The organism is Shewanella nanhaiensis (assembly GCF_019457885.1).
GTDB classification, from domain to species: Bacteria; Pseudomonadota; Gammaproteobacteria; order Enterobacterales; family Shewanellaceae; genus Shewanella; species Shewanella nanhaiensis.
On record NZ_JAHZST010000001.1, the window covers coordinates 428,539 to 445,874 of the forward strand.

The 17,336-nt window shown below is 44.2% G+C and carries 11 protein-coding genes; 7 read left to right on the forward strand and 4 right to left on the reverse strand.

Annotated elements, in window-relative coordinates:
• Positions 1-17 precede the first annotated feature (17 nt).
• Positions 18-2,276: an ABC transporter permease subunit gene (locus K0625_RS01700; RefSeq protein ID WP_220108066.1), complete on the reverse strand. Its 2,259-nt coding sequence runs from the start codon at positions 2,274-2,276 to the stop codon at positions 18-20.
• A gap of 167 nt (positions 2,277-2,443) precedes the next feature.
• Between K0625_RS01700 and K0625_RS01705 the strand changes: the two genes are divergently transcribed.
• The 3 genes from K0625_RS01705 (at position 2,444) to K0625_RS01715 (ending at position 4,603) form a co-directional block, all read left to right on the forward strand.
• Entirely contained in the window at positions 2,444-2,938 is a 495-nt protein-coding gene (locus K0625_RS01705; protein ID WP_220108067.1) for a glycine cleavage system transcriptional repressor, read from the forward strand.
• A 313-nt stretch (positions 2,939-3,251) separates the two neighbouring features.
• Positions 3,252-4,067: a DUF2797 domain-containing protein gene (locus K0625_RS01710; protein WP_220108068.1), complete on the forward strand. Its 816-nt coding sequence runs from the start codon at positions 3,252-3,254 to the stop codon at positions 4,065-4,067.
• A gap of 218 nt (positions 4,068-4,285) precedes the next feature.
• A complete protein-coding gene (locus tag K0625_RS01715; RefSeq protein ID WP_220108069.1) occupies positions 4,286-4,603 on the forward strand; it encodes a DUF6916 family protein in 318 nt (105 codons plus the stop codon).
• Here K0625_RS01715 and K0625_RS01720 read toward each other — a convergent pair.
• A complete protein-coding gene (locus tag K0625_RS01720) occupies positions 4,593-5,117 on the reverse strand; it encodes a GNAT family N-acetyltransferase (protein WP_220108070.1) in 525 nt (174 codons plus the stop codon). The genes K0625_RS01715 and K0625_RS01720 overlap by 11 nt on opposite strands.
• 80 nt (positions 5,118-5,197) lie before the next feature.
• On the opposite strand from K0625_RS01720, the gene K0625_RS01725 reads away from it, so the two are divergent.
• Both K0625_RS01725 and K0625_RS01730 read left to right on the forward strand, forming a co-directional pair.
• Complete coding sequence (locus K0625_RS01725; protein WP_220108071.1) at positions 5,198-5,806, forward strand: phage tail protein; 609 nt, start codon at positions 5,198-5,200, stop codon at positions 5,804-5,806.
• A 66-nt stretch (positions 5,807-5,872) separates the two neighbouring features.
• A complete protein-coding gene (locus K0625_RS01730) occupies positions 5,873-14,011 on the forward strand; it encodes an Ig-like domain-containing protein (protein ID WP_220108072.1) in 8,139 nt (2,712 codons plus the stop codon).
• A 54-nt stretch (positions 14,012-14,065) separates the two neighbouring features.
• On the opposite strand, the gene K0625_RS01735 is transcribed toward K0625_RS01730, so the two are convergent.
• A complete protein-coding gene (locus tag K0625_RS01735) occupies positions 14,066-14,473 on the reverse strand; it encodes a cupin domain-containing protein (protein WP_220108073.1) in 408 nt (135 codons plus the stop codon).
• A 496-nt stretch (positions 14,474-14,969) separates the two neighbouring features.
• Here K0625_RS01735 and K0625_RS01740 point away from each other — a divergent pair, with 496 nt between their 5' ends.
• Positions 14,970-15,887: a lipase family alpha/beta hydrolase gene (locus K0625_RS01740; protein WP_220108074.1), complete on the forward strand. Its 918-nt coding sequence runs from the start codon at positions 14,970-14,972 to the stop codon at positions 15,885-15,887.
• A 3-nt stretch (positions 15,888-15,890) separates the two neighbouring features.
• The gene (locus K0625_RS01745) at positions 15,891-16,859 is read left to right on the forward strand and encodes a lipase chaperone family protein (protein ID WP_220108075.1); all 969 of its coding nucleotides are present in this window, start codon (positions 15,891-15,893) and stop codon (positions 16,857-16,859) included.
• Positions 16,860-16,894: 35 nt separating this feature from the next.
• On the opposite strand, the gene K0625_RS01750 is transcribed toward K0625_RS01745, so the two are convergent.
• On the reverse strand, positions 16,895-17,323 hold the full coding sequence (locus K0625_RS01750; protein ID WP_220108076.1) for a DUF2541 family protein: 429 nt from the start codon (positions 17,321-17,323) through the stop codon (positions 16,895-16,897).
• Positions 17,324-17,336: the final 13 nt, after the last annotated feature.

Genomic DNA, 17,336 nt, shown 5'->3' on the forward strand with positions numbered 1-17,336 from the left:
TCATCATGTTCTTATATTTAAAGTGAGCTGTAACGTTCACGAAGACGTTGTCTAACGACTTCTGCGATAGTGTTAAAGAAGAATGTAAAGATAAACAGTACAAAAGCGGCCAAGAAGAGCACTCGATAGTGCGAACTCCCTATCGCCGACTCTGGCATCTCCACGGCGATATTGGCTGCTAGGGTTCTCATACCTTCAAATACGCTCCACTCCATGATGGCCGTATTACCCGTAGCCATCAGTACGATCATGGTCTCACCAACAGCGCGGCCAAGGCCCATCATTACCGCAGAGAATATCCCAGGACTTGCAGTTAACAACACCACACGAGTCAAGGTTTGCCAGTTGGTAGCCCCCAGAGCCAAGCTACCATTTGAGAGGTGGCGAGGAACCGAGAAAACCGCGTCTTCAGCGATAGAGAAGATGGTCGGAATAACCGCAAAGCCCATAGCAATACCGACCACAAGAGCATTTCGTTGATCGAACGTGATCCCTAACTCATTGGTGATAAACATGCGTGAATCACCATCAAACAGGAGGATCTCAATCGCGGGGCTGATGGCAAATGAGAACCAACCGATAAACAGGATGACAGGAATTAACATCAGCTCTTGATAAGTGTCAGGTAACCTCTGTTTCCACTTGCCCGGCAGGTGATACCAGGCAAATGCACTGGAGAGGATCGACAGCGGAAGTAAGATGAGCAAAACCAAGATCCCAGGCAGATTATCCTCAATCAAGGGAGCAAGCCAAAGACCAGCTAAGAAGCCTAAAATAACCGTTGGCAGAGCTTCCATAATCTCAATGGTTGGTTTAACAATAGAGCGGACTTTAGGAGACATGAAGTAAGCCGTGTATACCGCACCTGCAATCGCTAAAGGCGTTGCAAACAACATGGCATATAGTGCCGCTTTCATAGTACCAAACGCCAAAGGCATTAAGCTTAATTTTGCCTCAAAGTCATCAGAGCCAGAGGTCGACTGCCACACATATTTAGGCTCAGGATAACCCTCATACCAGACCTTGCTCCACATGGCGCTCCACGAGACCTCAGGATGCTCATTCTCAACATTGAAAAGATGTAGCTTATTTCCAGCTTCAACAACCAGCGCATTCGATCTTGGGCTAAACCCTATTTTAACCGGATTCTCCAGATCAAAATTCTCAGAAAACAGCTTACGTTGACTAGTGGTATAGAGTAGAGAGAGCTCGCCTTTATCACTGACCGTCACAAAGCTCTTACGGTAAAATTCGCTGGCAATACTGGCAACATCACCGAGTTTGTCGAAGCCTCGAATCTCCTGATATTGACGACCCCTTTCGCCATTTACCTGAAAGTATTGCAACACAACACCGGAGTCATAACTCACCAAAAGCGAGCTGGCACCAGCGAGTAAACTGACACTTTTAACTTGTGTATTTGCCAAATCAAGCGCTAATACCTGCATCAACTGAATATCTTCGACATCACGAATATCGTAGATAAACAGCTTATCACTGCTTCTTAATATCAACTGGCGTTGGTCGGGTGTCATTAGCGCTTGCTGTACATTGGAAGGAGCTTCTTGAATAACCCCCGTTGAAGAGATCCATTCAACCTCTTCGGTCATCATGTTCTCTTCACCTTCTTGACGGGCTAAACGCCACACCTTAGCATCATCTTGGTAGGCAAAACTCATCACTTCACTGCTATAACCAAAAGTCAGGTGATGAAGTGCCGAGCCGTTTTCATCAACAGTTAATGCCTGTTTACCAGCAGGGAATCTGATATCGGGTGTAATAAGACGTTCATTATCTGGGTAAGTCACCCCAAAGTTAATGCCAGCGAGTAAAAGCTGACCATTATCGAGTCCGAGAGCAAATCTTTGCTCGCTCGGCGCTGAAACAGCGCTGCTGCTAACTTGAGTGCCGTTAGGTAAAATCAGCTGCTCCCTTTCAAGAAGCTGACCTGTTTTCGCTTTATAGAAATCTACCTGGCCTGTATTTGAAACTCGGTAGATAAGCTCATTTTGCTCGTCGCTACCCACCATCAAAGCTGGGCTTGCATCATCCGACAGTTCAACACTCACGACAGGCGTAACGTCAGCCCCATCAAAAATAGGTTTAACAACATATAAGAGATAAAAGAAGATCAATAAAAGCGCCACAAAAACCATGGTGCCGCCTATGGTCACACCAACCTGAGTCATCTTGTCCGTGATCGACCTGCGACTCGAACCTTTGCCCATCAGTAGAGCGTTAGCCTTAGGATCAGGTTTTATCGCCTGAGTTTCCATTAAAACCTCGTTTATTAAATAATCGGTAGACTTTTCACTGGGATTGTTACATTGGCTATGCTAACAATAGTGTTTTATTTTTCGTAGCATTATATGACGCAAAGATGACACTAGTGTTACAGTGCAACAAGCGAGAGAGAATTATTAATCATAGGAGCTATATCAATATGTTACGATACTTAGTGACCCTTCAAGTCCCAGATAAAAATGGCTTAGTTGAGCAGATAGCACATGCAGTGAGTCGTCATGGAGGAAACTGGTTAGATTCAGAGCTTCGCCACATAGATGGCATATTTGCAGCCATACTCCTGTTAGAAGTTCCCGCTTCAAATTGGGATACTTTAGTAGAAAATTTAGAGTGCATCGAAGGCTTAAGCTTAACCTATGCAAAAACGAGTAAAGAACAGTCCCTACCTACCCACAAAAGCTACTCTTTAGTTGCCTATGATAGGCCTGGCTTAGTCCACGATATTTCAAATAAAATCAGTTCAATGGGGATGAATATCGAACATCTCAGCACTCGTTATGAGAGCGCTGGCCACACTGGTGTAGCCCTCTTTAGAGCAAACTTTGACGTTGCAATGAAAAATGATGAACAAGAGGATCAGCTCTGCGATGCGCTCTACACCATAGGGGATGATGTTGTGCTGGATAAGGTGTAATACCAGAATATAAAAAACATGATCACTTAACCAAGTGTGATACAGCATTTAGTGGGTTCATGCATATTTAAAATAGTACAGCTCTGATATAAGGGAGGTTACGCTCCCTTTTTATCCAATCCCTCTCTCCTTTTAGACATCTATTTACCTTCTCTATTGCAATCGAAAAAATCAATCAAATATCGCAACAACAATCTGATAGACTAGCAAAAATACAGATTGGCTATCAGTATCGAAACATTAGATTTTGAACTTAAGTCAAACCAATGTCTGCTACACATGTACCTAAGTACATTTATGCTAGGAACCCTTAATGCTAGGATTAATAAAAAAAATGCGTGCCACGCTGGATGATAACCAGCAGGTACAGTATCAATTGCCAATCGGTGATCAATTAGTAGAGATGAACCCGCTGATTGGCACAAGTGTGACTTTAACTCACACAGGCAAAATAAGCTGCAGTAACTGCGGTAAGAAAACCAAGAAAAGCTACTCTCAAGGGCACTGCTTCGTTTGTATGAAGAAGTTAGCTAGCTGTGACATGTGCATAATGAAACCTGAGACGTGCCACTTTGCCGAGGGAACCTGCCGTGAGCCTGAGTGGGGGGAAGTTAACTGCTTTGTGCCGCATTATGTCTATCTTTCAAACACATCAGGTCTTAAAGTGGGGATCACTCGCCATACCCAACTTCCTACGCGCTGGATAGATCAAGGCGCGACTCAAGGCTTGCCTATTTTGAAAGTATCAACGAGACAGATCTCAGGTCTTGTGGAAGTTGAATTGGCTAAGATGATAGCCGACAAGACTAATTGGCGTGCTATGCTCAAAGGCAATTCCGAAGATATAGATCTCAAGGCTAAGGCCGCAGAGCTTCTGCCTGAAGTTGAAAACAAGATACATGAAATCTGCATGGCAAACGGTGAATATGCCATTGAAAAGCTCGATGAAGATATTCAGAAGATTCACTTTCCAGTCACTGAGTTTCCAACCAAGATCAGTTCACACAACTTCGATAAAAACCCAGTCGTCAGTGGCATATTGCTTGGCATTAAAGGGCAATACTTAATCTTCGATACTGGCGTCATTAACCTTAGAAAATTCACCTCCTATGAGATAAGCCTAAGTTAACGTCAAAAATCAGTTCAATAAGGGCTTGCCATAGGCCCTTTTCCCTCTGTATCAATATTCTTTCTACATCCAATCTAACCAAATTCCCCTATTTTAACCATGGACAAACCATCAGCATTAAATTAACATTTAAGCAACAAGGATGTTCAAGTATATGTTAGCGTGGATCAAAATATTGATTTATCAGCGCTGGCATAGGAAATACAAGGAAGTGTAGCGTGATTGATCAAGCCAATAATTCATCTATCCCCTCTTATCAAACCTTCAAGCAGCTTATTGGTAAAACGGTCAATGTTGAAGATCACCAAGGTAATCGTCTTGAACTCATCATAGATGAAATCGTTACTGGCTCTGCCCACTGCCAAGACTATGAAAGCTTTACCACACGCCTGAAAGACTCCTTACCAAATCGTGTGCCCCAAGGATCTTACACCTTCAGTCACCCAATCATTGGTAAACAGTGGCTATTTTGCTCAGCAATCTCAGCGACTCAATATGAGATCGTGATCAACAGAGAAGTGGAGCTTAAGGCATGAGTTGCTCAACGACTCTATTTTCCGCTCGCCACTCCATGAGTAGATACACTTCGTCCGTCTGCGTTTTTAACTTAAAACCTAAACGCTCATATAGCGCTCTGGCAGGATTATTTCGCTCTACATGTATGCTCACGGTTAAGCCTAAATTTTCAGCTTCAATAAACAAATTCTCAAGCAAACAACTGGCAACTCCAACACCTCGATGCTCAGGCATCAAAGAGATATCGACAATACGGATCTCTTGACGTTCATCGAGCCAGTAGTCGACAAACAGTCGTCCAATAGCTTGGTTCTGGTAATAGATAATATCAAATTTGTCAGTGTTGTAATGCTGACAATAGTAACGATATTGAGCGGCAAACTGCTCAGATAAAAAAGAGTTTAATTGCGGCTCAGGCCAGCTTGCCGGGGCAAACTCATCGCGGCGAACAGAGGTATAGAGCTGCAATAAAAAGGGCAAGTCAGCCTCACTATGAGCTTTGAGTTCCAGTGAAGCGAGTTGTAAACAATCCATGTTAGGTCACCTAAATGTTGTCGGTGGATTGTACCCAACATACTAAAAAATCTGAAAATAACAAGATTAGGAGAGTAACAATGTCAGAACCTTTTATCGGCGAGATCAAGATGGTGGGATTTAACTTTGCGCCTCGTGGCTATGCAAAATGCGACGGTGCATTAATCGCTATCTCACAAAACCAAGCCATGTTTTCTCTGCTTGGCACCCAATTTGGTGGCGATGGCCGTACTACGTTTGGTTTACCCGAGCTCCGCGGTCGCACTCCAATGCACCAAGGTCATGGTCCAGGGCTAAACCCTAAGTCTATGGGGCAAAAGCAAGGCTCTGAGAACAATACACTGCAAATGAACCAAATGCCCAGTCACTATCATCCAATGACAAATGTAGAAGCAAAAATTACAGATACATTAAGTATTAAAGTCCCTGCTTCTAACGAAAATGCCACGGAAACCTCCCCTGTGGACAACGTACCAGCAGTGGCCATCTCAGGAACAAGAGCTACCGCTTTATATTCAGCAGAAGCAAATGGAGTAATGAAGGCATTTGATACGCCATTAAATACAACTGCAATGCTAAATGCCAATACGCAAAATGCTGGAGGTAATACCCCAATCAACAATTTACCACCTTATCAAGTAGTGAACTTTATCATCGCGCTCCAAGGCCTATTTCCTTCACGAAGCTAGGCCAATATTAAATACAAAACTCATGGGCAGTTGGCCTGCCCATCTATGTCTCAATAGGAACTCACCATGGAAAGGTTCATCTGGATAAAAGTAGCTATTACAAGCTTGGCATTATTATCGAGCGCTAGTCACTCAGCGACAGATCTCAACTTTGATGCAATTGCAGCCCTTCAGGTACTGGGGGAACCATATGATAGTGGTGAAATTACTTTTACGGCTGGAGGAACTGAAGCTTTCCATGGCGATCTAGGCGGAGGGAAAATAATCAATGACCAAGTTGGGAGTGTTGACTCAACTATGGTCACTTTTAAAACTGATGATGGTAGTGAATTTCGTCTAGTCTCTTTTAAAATGAGAGCTGCTGCATGGGCAAGTATATATACCGTAAAAGCCTATAAAGATAGTGTTCTCATGGGTAGTGAGGTCTTTGATTTAACAGCTATTTCAGTAAACACGTACCACCCAATAACTCTTACCGATGCTGCGTTTAACAATACTGATGAAATTCGTATTACCCCAAATGATGATCCAAACATGCTTATTGGTCTCGATGATATTGATTTTGAGCCTGCAATAACCCCCAATAGCGCCCCTACAACGGCTAACCTCAACGGTGACAGCTTTACCTATAGTGAAGGTGACGGAAGTCAAACTCTCGATCAAGGCACAGTAGCCACTGTTACCGATAGTGATAGCACAGATCTCGATGGTGGTAACCTAACCCTCACCATTACCTCAGGTGAAGATGCAGCCGAAGATATTCTCTTAATCGATACGAGCGGGACTATGTCTCTTTCAGGAACAACCGCTGGCAGTAATGTATCCATTACAGGACCAGGAGTCATTGGAACACTTGGTAATAATATTGCTGCGGGTAACGACTTTGTCATTAACTTCAATGGTTCAGCAACCCCAGCTCATGCCCAAACCTTAGTTCAAGCATTAACTTACCAAAACAGTGATAACGATAACCCAACAACTGGGGCGAGAAATGTGAGACTGACCATCAGTGATGGTGATGGCGGCACATCAGCTAATGCAGATATCACAGTGACAGTAGCAGCTGTTAATGATAGTCCAAGCCTGAGCAATCTCGCTGGTGATAACCTTAATTACAGTGAAGGTGATGGTAAGCAAAATATCGACATATCCGCCAATGCGACGTTTACCGATGTAGATTCAGTGAACCTCAACAGTGGAACACTTACGGTTACAATCCCCACCAATAAAGATGCTAGCGAAGATATTCTTGGTTTTGACAACACTGTCACCACAACAGGGTTAGCGAGTGCCAGTATCACCATTAGCGCGACCAATATAGGGGCACTGACCAACGCTATATCAGAGGGTAATGACCTTATCGTTACCTTCAATAGCAATGCCACGCCAGCGCTTGTGCAGTCGCTCGTTCGTGCTATCACCTATGAAAACAGTGACAATTTATTCCCCACAGAAAATACTCGTACAGTCAGAACAGTACTCACTGATGGCGACGGTGGTAGCAGTGGTAATATTGATACTAGCCTTGTAGTGAGTCAAGTGAATGATCTCCCCGTTAGCAGCAATAACACACTCACACCAAATGAAGGCGGTGTGTCAACAATTGCCACCAGTGACTTTGCTTTTAGCGACCCTGAAGGCGACACTCTTAACCATATCACCATCATTACCGCCCCAGTGAATGGCTCACTCTGGTTAGATATTGATGCCAGCGGTAGCATCAACAATGCAGAATCCGCACTAACAAACAGTGCCACCGTGACTAAAGCTAACCTAGATGCCAATCAGCTCAAGTACATCCCTAATGATGACGCTAGCTCTAGCTTCACCTTTAGTGTCAATGATGGTGCCTCAGATTCCATTTCGAGTTATACCATCAGCCTTACGGTCAATGCCCAGCCCACAGTGACCATTAACCAAGGCAGTGGTCAAAACGATCCAACCAACAATGCCACTGTGGTATTCGATGTGCTCTTTAATGAGTCTATTTCTGGCTTTGATGTAACAGATATCAACCTGAGCGGTGATGTCACTGCCAGTGTCACCTCTGTTTCAGCAAGCTCAGGCACTAGCTTTACGGTTACAACCAATATCAGTGCCAACGAAGGTGACATTATTGCTCAGGTGTTAGCAGGAGGCGTAACAGATGCTTTTGGCGCATCCAACCAAGCCAGCACCAGTACAGATAACACCATAGAGTACGATATCAGTGCACCAGCAACCTCCACAGCCTTAGATATGAGCACCAGCTCAGATACAGGTAGCAGTGACAGTGATGATATTACATCAGATCAAACCCCTGAGATTTCAGGTAATGGTGAAACAGGTGCAACCCTTACCCTCTTTAGTGACACTGATAACGATGGAATTTTAGATGGTGGAGAAGTATCAACAACCACAAGTGTCAGCAGTGGAAGCTGGTCTACATCTATGCCCACTCTGTCCAGTATAAGTCATTCGATTAAAGCCTTTCAAACCGATGCCGCAGGTAATAACTCTACGGTAAGCACAGCTTTGAGTATTGAAGTGGATACCAGCGCGCCTTCAGGTCATAGCGTGGCAATCACCCAAAATCCGGTCAACAGCAGCAATGAAGATGCTGTCAGCTTCACTTTCACAGCTGGTGAGGTTGCTAGCCTGTATGCTTATAACCTCAGTAGCTCAGGTGGCGGCACACCAATTACCGGCAATGGCAGTTTAGCCACGGCTACAGACACCATAGACAATATTGATGTAAGCAGCCTTGAAGATGGCACACTCAGCCTTAGCTTGGTACTAACCGATATTGCCGGTAACAGTGCGAGTGCGGTTAATGACAGCAGCATCAAGGACAGTACTGCGCCAACTGGCCACAGTGTCAGTATTGATCAAGGCATCATCTTAGAATCAAATGATAATGCACTAAGCTTCACGTTTGCAGGGGCTGAAGTCGGTGCTAATTTCAGCTACACGATCTCATCAGGTGGGGGCAGTATTAATGGTTCAGGCACGATTGCATCTGTCAGCGACACAATCTCAAATATCGATGTCACCTCACTCAGTGATGGCACATTAACCCTTTCTGTTGTTGTCTCAGATACAAACGGCAACGCAGCAGCTGCCGTCACAGACACTGTCAATAAAGACGCCATAGGTCCAGTCGTTCAATCTGTAACCTTAAACACAGGCCACTTTAAAGCGGGTGAAACCATTACAGTCTCAGTGCAACTTGATGATAGCGTTATCTTGTCTGGTACGAACTCCACCGCCACACTCTTAATTGGTGGAACAAGTCGAACGGCGGTTTATACCAGTGGAGATAACTCACCCAACTTAACCTTTAGTTATAATGTGATCAGTGGCGATAACGATGACGATGGCGTCACGCTGACATCAGTCCAAAGTAATGCTGATACAGCTCAAGATGCAAACGGCAACTTAGCAGACTTTAGCTTTACAGCATTAACAGAAGCAAATTTGTTAATCGATACCCAAGCTCCTGCATCGGCAACACCACTTCAATCATCCCAAACACTTAATGCCGATCACATCAGCTTATCTCAAACCGATTACCCTGAAGATGGGATCACCATTGTTGCACTATCCGATAGTGATGCTAATGGCATTGCCGACAGTAATACACCTTTAGCCAGCAGTAGCACCAATTCAGGATCATGGTCACTGACACTCAACCTTAACCAAGATTCCGATAATCACTTTGTGTTACGTAGCCAAGATACTGCAGGCAATATTTCAGATGTGGCCATTGACAGTTTTCTTGAGGATTCTATCGCGCCAGATAATGCTGTCATCTTAAGTCCAACATCCCCACTCCATCAGTCCACAACAGCCATCACCATTGAAGGGAGTCAGAGTGAAAATGGCGTATTGGTCGGTCTCTATCTAGATGCAGATAACAATGGTATCGCCGACAATAATACAGCAGTTACATCGAGTATTGTTACGGCAAATAGCTGGAATATCAGCCTCTCGTTAGCCGATAACACGGAGACTAACTATGTAGTTATCGCTAAAGATAGAGCAGGTAACAGCGCTCAAGCTGTCAATCTTGTCACATTAACCCATGACAATATTGCACCAAGTGCAGATATCACATCGATCACAAGTGTCGATACCACGCCATCGCTTACAGGTACAGTGACCGATGCCGGAGGAATAGCTAGCTTATCTTTCACTTTGGAGGCTGAAGACAACACCATACTTGGGCCTTTCGATGCCGACAGTTTCAGTGATATCAACAGCGGTAACTGGCTAGACAATGAGCTGGCAGACACCTTAACAGAAGGTGATTATGACGCCCACCTCTCACCAGTCGATCTTGCGGGTAACACCCAAGTTATCACCATTTCCAACGCAGTGACCATAGATACGTCAGCCCCCGTTGGCTACGAGATAGAGATAAAACAAGAGTATATTGATGCTAAAAATGAGTCTGCACTTAGCTTTATCATCACGGGAGGCGTTAGTGGAGAAAACTATGTCTATCAGATAAGTGATGGTAGCAACTCAATCACTGGCAGCGGTATCATTAGCAGCGATCCTCAAACCGTGAGCGATATTAATGTCAGTAGCTTAAATGAAGGCACGCTCACTCTGACTCTCTCGTTAACGGATGAAGCAGGAAACCAAGGTGCTGAAGCCACAGATAGTGTGCATAAAGCATATAACTTCACTCCGGTCATCACAGGTATTCCAGCCAGCTCTGTCGATGAAGATAGTCTTTACAGTTTCACTCCTACTCTGCTTGATACCGACAATGGTGACACACACAACTTTACGATCAGTAATAAACCAAGCTGGGCAAGTTTTAACAGCGCCAATGGCAGTTTGTCTGGTACACCTACCAATAACGATGTGGGCATAAACAGTAATATCATTATCAGTGTCATCGACAGCACAGCCGCATCGGCAAGCTTGCCAGCATTTAGTATCGAAGTCCTCAATATCAACGATGCCCCTACTCTCAGCAGTACTCAGTTTGAAGCACTAGAGGACACTGAACTGGTGTTTAATCTGGACGCCAAAGATGATGAAGGCGACGAGTTAACCATTAGCTTAGTTAATCAGCCTCAACAAGGCTCCCTTGACACGAGTGGCACAAGATGGACTTACCAAGCCGATGAAAACTTTCACGGCGATGACAGCTTCACTGTCACCGTGAGCGATCAACAATCCAGTTCAAATCCCATTGAAGTGAGCATCAAAATACTTCCCGTAAACGATGCCCCCAAAGCACAAGATGACACCTTTGAGCTGGACTATACACCAAGCGGAGAGTACCGCTTATCTGTATTAGCTAATGATAAAGATATCGATGAAGATATACTCTCCCTCGTCAGTGCAGAATCGAGCTTAGGCAAGGTAGAGATAGAAGATGAACAGTTACTACTGACCTTAAGTTCAGGTATGACTGGTGATATTAACTTAAGCTACTTAATTGTTGATCCCGAGGGTGAAAGCAGCCAAGCAGAAGTGAGCCTGCAAGTCACCCCTAACAATGAGGCTCTGCCCACACTAACGGTTCCTGAAGCTGTAAGTGTCCAAGCTCAAGGGTTATTCACACGCGTCGATCTAGGTGTTGCAACGGCATTTGACAGTGAGGGAGAGCCTCTACCTGTCAGCCTTAAATATGGTCAGCCTCTATTCCAACCAGGCCGTCACCTTGTCTACTGGGAAACCACCGACAGCAATGGAAACACGAAGGTCGCAAGCCAACAGGTGGACGTATATCCCTTGGTTAACTTCCATAAAGATCAATTTGTCGTAGAGGGAGGAGCGGCATCCGTTACCCTTTCCCTTAATGGCGACGCACCACAATATCCTGTTGTGATCGATTTTAGCGTCACTGGTGATGCTAAGCTCAATGAAGATTACTCCTTGAACAGTCAGCAAGCTGTCATCACATCAGGACGAGATGTAACACTGGAGCTTGAGATCCTTGAAGATGAAATAGGTGAGCAAGATGAGAAGTTGATACTCGTGCTTGATGACTCGGTGAATAGCGGCTATAAACCCAGCCACACTCTGCATATCGTCAACCGTAATATCGCCCCAGAGATATCCCTTAATATAACCCAAGATGCAGAGCCAAGATTGCTACTCTCGCAAGATGGCGGAGAGGTTACTATCACAGCCAACTACTCAGATAGCAACCCCAATGACCAGCTCACCATCAACTGGGAATTATCTCACCTTGAGCTAGAGGACTTAGACACATCAGCGGAGATCATACGTTTCGACCCAAGTAATGTTGAGCCAGGCGACTACAAGGTAAAAGCTCAAGTCTCTGATGGTCAAAAAAGGACACAGGTTACCCGTAGATTGACACTCGTTGCCAGCTTACCTTTACTCGACAATACCGATAGTGACGGAGATATGATCCCTGATAATGTTGAAGGGTTTGGCGATGATGACTTAGATGGTATAGCCAACTTCCAAGACGCCCTGCCCAGCTGTAATGTTCAACCAGAAAATGAGGATGAGCAAGTTCAATACCTTATCGAGGGAGAAGCTGGTGTTTGTATCAAGCTAGGTAGCCTGGCTGTTGGAGGAGAGCGAAACACTCTGCTGCTTGATAAAGAGGATCCTCTGCCGCAAGACAGTGAATTTAGTTTCACCAGCGGTGTGTTTGACTTTATCGCCAGCGGACTCCCAATACAGGGCAATCAATACCGCATAGTTCTGCCTTTAACTAAGGCTATCCCCTCAGACGCTGTCTATAGAAAATATAATGAGTCTCAAGGTTGGTACGAGTTTGTTGAAGATGACTCCAACCATATCCACAGTACCAGTGGTGAACCAGGATTCTGCCCCTCTCCCGGCGCAAACAGTTGGCAAGCAGGTCTGATAGAGGGTGCATGGTGTATCCAGCTCACCATAGTGGATGGTGGACCAAATGATGACGATGGCGAAGCCAACTTCCACATTAGCGATCCAGGAGGAGTGGCGACACTTTTAACAAATAATTTATCGCCAAATGCAGAAGATGATGCCATAGAGCTTATAGAAACCAGTTTGCTTCTACTCGATCCGACCCTGAATGACAGCGATCCCGAAGGCGATCCCATCGAGTTGCAGAGCGTACAGGGAAGATTAGGAGCAGCAAGTATTAATCATACTGGCCTTTTGCAATATCAAGCACCTCTCGGTTACTTAGGCGATGACGAAGTACTCTATACTGTAGTTGACTCTCAAGGTAGTAGTGCAACGGCTAGGGTGCTTATTACAGTAAAGGCCAATGAGGCACCGGTAACCAATGACGATCACGCATCCACCGACGACAAAACCAGTATAATCGTGGATGTACTTGCTAACGACATCGATGACCAAGAGATAACTCTTAGCTCTGTCACTGCAAAAGTTGGCCAAGTCAGTATCACTTCTGACAATAAAATCCAATATATACCGCAGCTTGGATTTGAAGGAGAGGACCGAGTGCTCTATGGTATAGAAGATCAGTTAGGCGCTGAAATGGAAGGAGTTCTCACAGTGACTGTAGATGCATACCAAGAAATAAAAATAAACAACGAAAGTAGTGGTGGTTCAATCAGTGTATTAAGCGCAGCTCTCTTGCTTCTGCTTGGGTTAATCAGAAGAGGTAAACAAACTGCGCAGATACTGCTCGCCAGCTTATTAATGTGCGGCACAGCACAAGCATCATGGACCGCAGATATTCAAACAGGTTACAGCCGAACATCTGCCGAAGTCGATATCAACAAACTTGAAGCAGCTGGAATGCAGGTATCGCAATTTTCCAGTGACAATAGTGATTGGAGTTGGGGCTTAGGATTTGGTTACCAATTCAACCCTAATTGGCACATTAACTTGGGTTATCAACACTTAGGCGATTATCAGTTCACAGCAAAAGGTATCGCATTAGATCCTGCTCCCTCAATCAAGTTAGCTGAGAGCCTAGGCCCACGCTCAGCGACAGGTATCGATTTAGGGATAAGCTATCTGTGGCAATTTAGTGAACCCGTTGGATTAAAATTGGGTGGAGGGGTGTGGTTTTGGCAAAGTGACTTTACTAGCCTAATCAATCAAGAACTGGTAGAGAGTAATGAAAACGGTACCGATTTATTCAGTGACATATCACTTTATTGGCATATCAACCCGCAATGGCAACTCGCGCTTGGCTGGCAACACTTTGTCATTGAGGACGATAAAATAGACAATGGTTTTGTGCGGTTAAGCTACCAGTTTTAGCCTAAAAAATCTTAACTAAATAGGGGCATTCGCCCCTTTTCTGTTCAATAAGGATTATTCAGCCTCTTTATCCAGTACTGTGACTGGCGCATCTTTTTCTGCAAGATAAAACACCACTATTTTAGCTGGCTCACTGCTGATATTTTTACCATAGTGAGAGGTGTTGAACAGCTCAATAAGCGGTTCGCCAGCTTTCAGGTTTTTCTCTCTACCATCGCGCGTATACACAATTAACTCACCACTAAGCAATATGCCTGCGTTTATCGCCGGGTGCTGATGCCAAGGCAGCTGCTCACCTGGCGCAATCACTATCTCTTTAATCGTCACCTCAGGTTGAGTTAGTGAATATTGCGGTAGTGTTTGTCCATCCCAAGTCTCTGTAGACTTGATAAGATCTTTAGAGGTAGCTGCATTAGCAGAAAATGCCCCTATCAAGAACAGTAAACATAGCGGTTTGAGCATTAAAAAGTGTCCTTACTATTAAAATTAAGGAGACAGTGTACAGCAAACAGGGAGTGCGTCATCGCCAACAAGGACACTAACCTTAATCACAAATAGTTACTTCATCCCCACAGATTGATATGGACGATATAAAGTTCCAGTCTACTAACAAGGTTTCAGGGTTATAGCTAAAAATAGCTAGTTAAACAGGTAAATCCCCATTAAATCGCATAAAAATAAAATTATTTTAGCTGCATTTCTCAATCCACTGATCCTACCTCTGCTGTCTTAAACATTGAGCAAAGTGGTAGATATCATTTACCTTTTCTATAAACGCTTGTTTGAAAAAAGTCTGAAAGACGCATTGTGACTGGCTTTGTAAAGAAAATAACTATTGCGGCCTACAGTTTAATCAGTTAACAATAATGTTACACGGTTATTTTTTATACAAGATTGATACAAGTCAACAGATGAGATAACCACCAACAAGACAAATAAAACAACTCTGGGGAACCCTATGAAAACATGGCTAACTGTTACAGCACTCCTTTTCCTTTGCTTACTTTACCCGGCACAATCTCACGCAGCATCAACGAAATATCCCGTCGTACTTGTCCATGGGTTTATGGGCTTCGATGACGCACTTGGGATAGACTATTTTTACGGTATTCCCAGAGCCCTAAGAAACCAAGGTTCGCAGGTCTTTGTTGCCAGAGTATCGCCAATTAACTCATCTGAAGTCAGAGGAGAACAGCTTAGGCTCTACGTACAATCTGTACTGGCCTACACTGGCGCGCAGAAAGTGAACTTAATTGGTCATAGCCATGGTGGCCCCACTGCACGTTATGTTGCCAGTGTGAGCCCTGAGATGGTCGCATCAGTAACCTCTGTAGGTGGAGTAAACTGGGGCAGCAGCTTTGCAGATTTCCTTCGAGGCGCGATTCCAGTTAACTCTTGGGTAGAGTGGTCAGTCAATGTCGCATTTAATACACTCTCTCAAATCGTCACAGGCGTATCCGGTGGCGGCAGCTTTCCGGCTGACACCTTAGCGTCTACAGAATCCCTCACTACACAAGGTTCAATCAGGTTTAACCAGAGATATCCTGAAGGTGTCCCTAGCAGCTACTGTGGTTATGGTTCCGCCAGAGCCAGCAACGGTGTTAACTACTACTCTTGGTCAGGCACGAGCCAGAGCACCAACTTTTGGGATGCCAGTGATGCCGCTTTAAGTGTCACCAGCTGGGTATTTAATGAAGCTAACGACGGTTTAGTCTCAAGATGTAGCTCACATTTAGGTCAAGTGATCCGTGATAACTATAATATGAACCACCTAGATGAAGTTAACCAGATGTTTGGCTTAGTGAGCTGGTTCGAAACAAACCCTAAAACCCTATATAAAGCACATATTAACCGTCTTGCTAGCAGTGGATTTTAATCTATGCCTCAGCAAGTAAAGCAAAGCGCTGACAGCCCCCTCTCGGCAAAAAGTATTATGCTTTTAAGCTTAATTCTTATCTTTGTCGTGGGGGGGCTAATCTATTTTAATGTGCAACATTACTCCTCAACAATCACCAATAACGACATCAAAATAGAGGAACTCAAGACACAACCAGTACTCATTAAAGAGGATAAAATCACCTCCCAAAATACAGGGCAATCAGAGCTTGAGTTAAACGAAGAGCTCAGATGGAAATTTGATGAGTTAATTCTCACCCATCAAGAAACAAGTCAAACCATAACGCACCTATTAAACCAGCTCTCCACCCAACTGGATTTAACCCCTGAGGCTCATATATATCTGCTGGATCTTTTTAGTCGCTACCGCGATTATAAAATCGCCTTAGTAGAGATAAAGCAAACGGGACCTAACATGCTCAGTGAACTCAACATTGATGACACAATGAGCTTTATAGAGCGCGCCCATCAAAGCCAATTTGATTATTTTACCCCAGTTGAAATAGAAGCCTTTTTCTCTCATGAAAATCGCTACGACAACCAAGCAATAGAGAGAATGGCTATCTTACAAGACAGCTCACTTTCCAATGAGCAGAAGCAGATGTTAATCACCCATCAAATAAGCCAGATGGAGGAGAAGGAGAGAGAGGTGTATGAGCCTACGCTGCAGGTTTTCAACATCGTCGATAATTTAGATGGCAATAGTGATCAACTCAATGAATTTACACCACAAGTGATGGAGAGAATTGAGCAATTGAAAGCGGATGAGCAGGCTTGGAAATTAAAAGTTAAAGAGTTCCAATCCTTTGAAATAAAAAGTAGAGGTGAATTAACCAACCAACAAGAGATTGAAGAGGCGCTAAATCACTACCAAGGTAAACATTTCACTCCAAATGAGATAAAGCGACTTAAGGTATATATCGATAACCCTGAACTGTTAAATGCAGGCTAACCTAACCAAGTTAGGCTAGCCATAAACTAACTCTACTACTCTTTGCTTGTCGGTGTCTTCCCCATAATATCTAACTTAGCTTTTTTAGAGACACCTGCAATCGCCAAAGTTTGACTACCAACGCTGTCGTAGGTCAAATCGATAGACTTTATTTTCAGTTCGCCTTTGGGAATTGAGATACTGCGGCTCGATAACCCTTTGGTTAATACCCCAAGGTTATCTAGCGTTTTACTCGTACCGTCACTCATGTTAATGACAATTTTATGCAGATTCACAGTTCCTTGAGTGCATTTAAGCTTAATGTGAGTCACATTTTTCTCACTGCCACTCGGCGTCACTGTATCGGTTTCAGTTTTGTAATTAACTGTCTTGTCAGCAATCTTTATCCACTCTGCCGATGCCACTCCTTGGAACGAGAGTGCCATCAATAAAACTGCGCATAGACCTAATATCGTGTTTTTCAAACTCTCTCTCCTT

Coding starts and splice junctions, on each gene's coding strand:
- K0625_RS01725 (WP_220108071.1), top strand. CDS start 5,198: ATGTCAGAACCTTTTATCGGCGAGATCAAGATGGTGGGATTTAACTTT.
- K0625_RS01700 (WP_220108066.1), bottom strand. CDS start 2,276: ATGGAAACTCAGGCGATAAAACCTGATCCTAAGGCTAACGCTCTACTG.
- K0625_RS01735 (WP_220108073.1), bottom strand. CDS start 14,473: ATGCTCAAACCGCTATGTTTACTGTTCTTGATAGGGGCATTTTCTGCT.
- K0625_RS01745 (WP_220108075.1), top strand. CDS start 15,891: ATGCCTCAGCAAGTAAAGCAAAGCGCTGACAGCCCCCTCTCGGCAAAA.
- K0625_RS01720 (WP_220108070.1), bottom strand. CDS start 5,117: ATGGATTGTTTACAACTCGCTTCACTGGAACTCAAAGCTCATAGTGAG.
- K0625_RS01730 (WP_220108072.1), top strand. CDS start 5,873: ATGGAAAGGTTCATCTGGATAAAAGTAGCTATTACAAGCTTGGCATTA.
- K0625_RS01705 (WP_220108067.1), top strand. CDS start 2,444: ATGTTACGATACTTAGTGACCCTTCAAGTCCCAGATAAAAATGGCTTA.
- K0625_RS01740 (WP_220108074.1), top strand. CDS start 14,970: ATGAAAACATGGCTAACTGTTACAGCACTCCTTTTCCTTTGCTTACTT.
- K0625_RS01710 (WP_220108068.1), top strand. CDS start 3,252: ATGCTAGGATTAATAAAAAAAATGCGTGCCACGCTGGATGATAACCAG.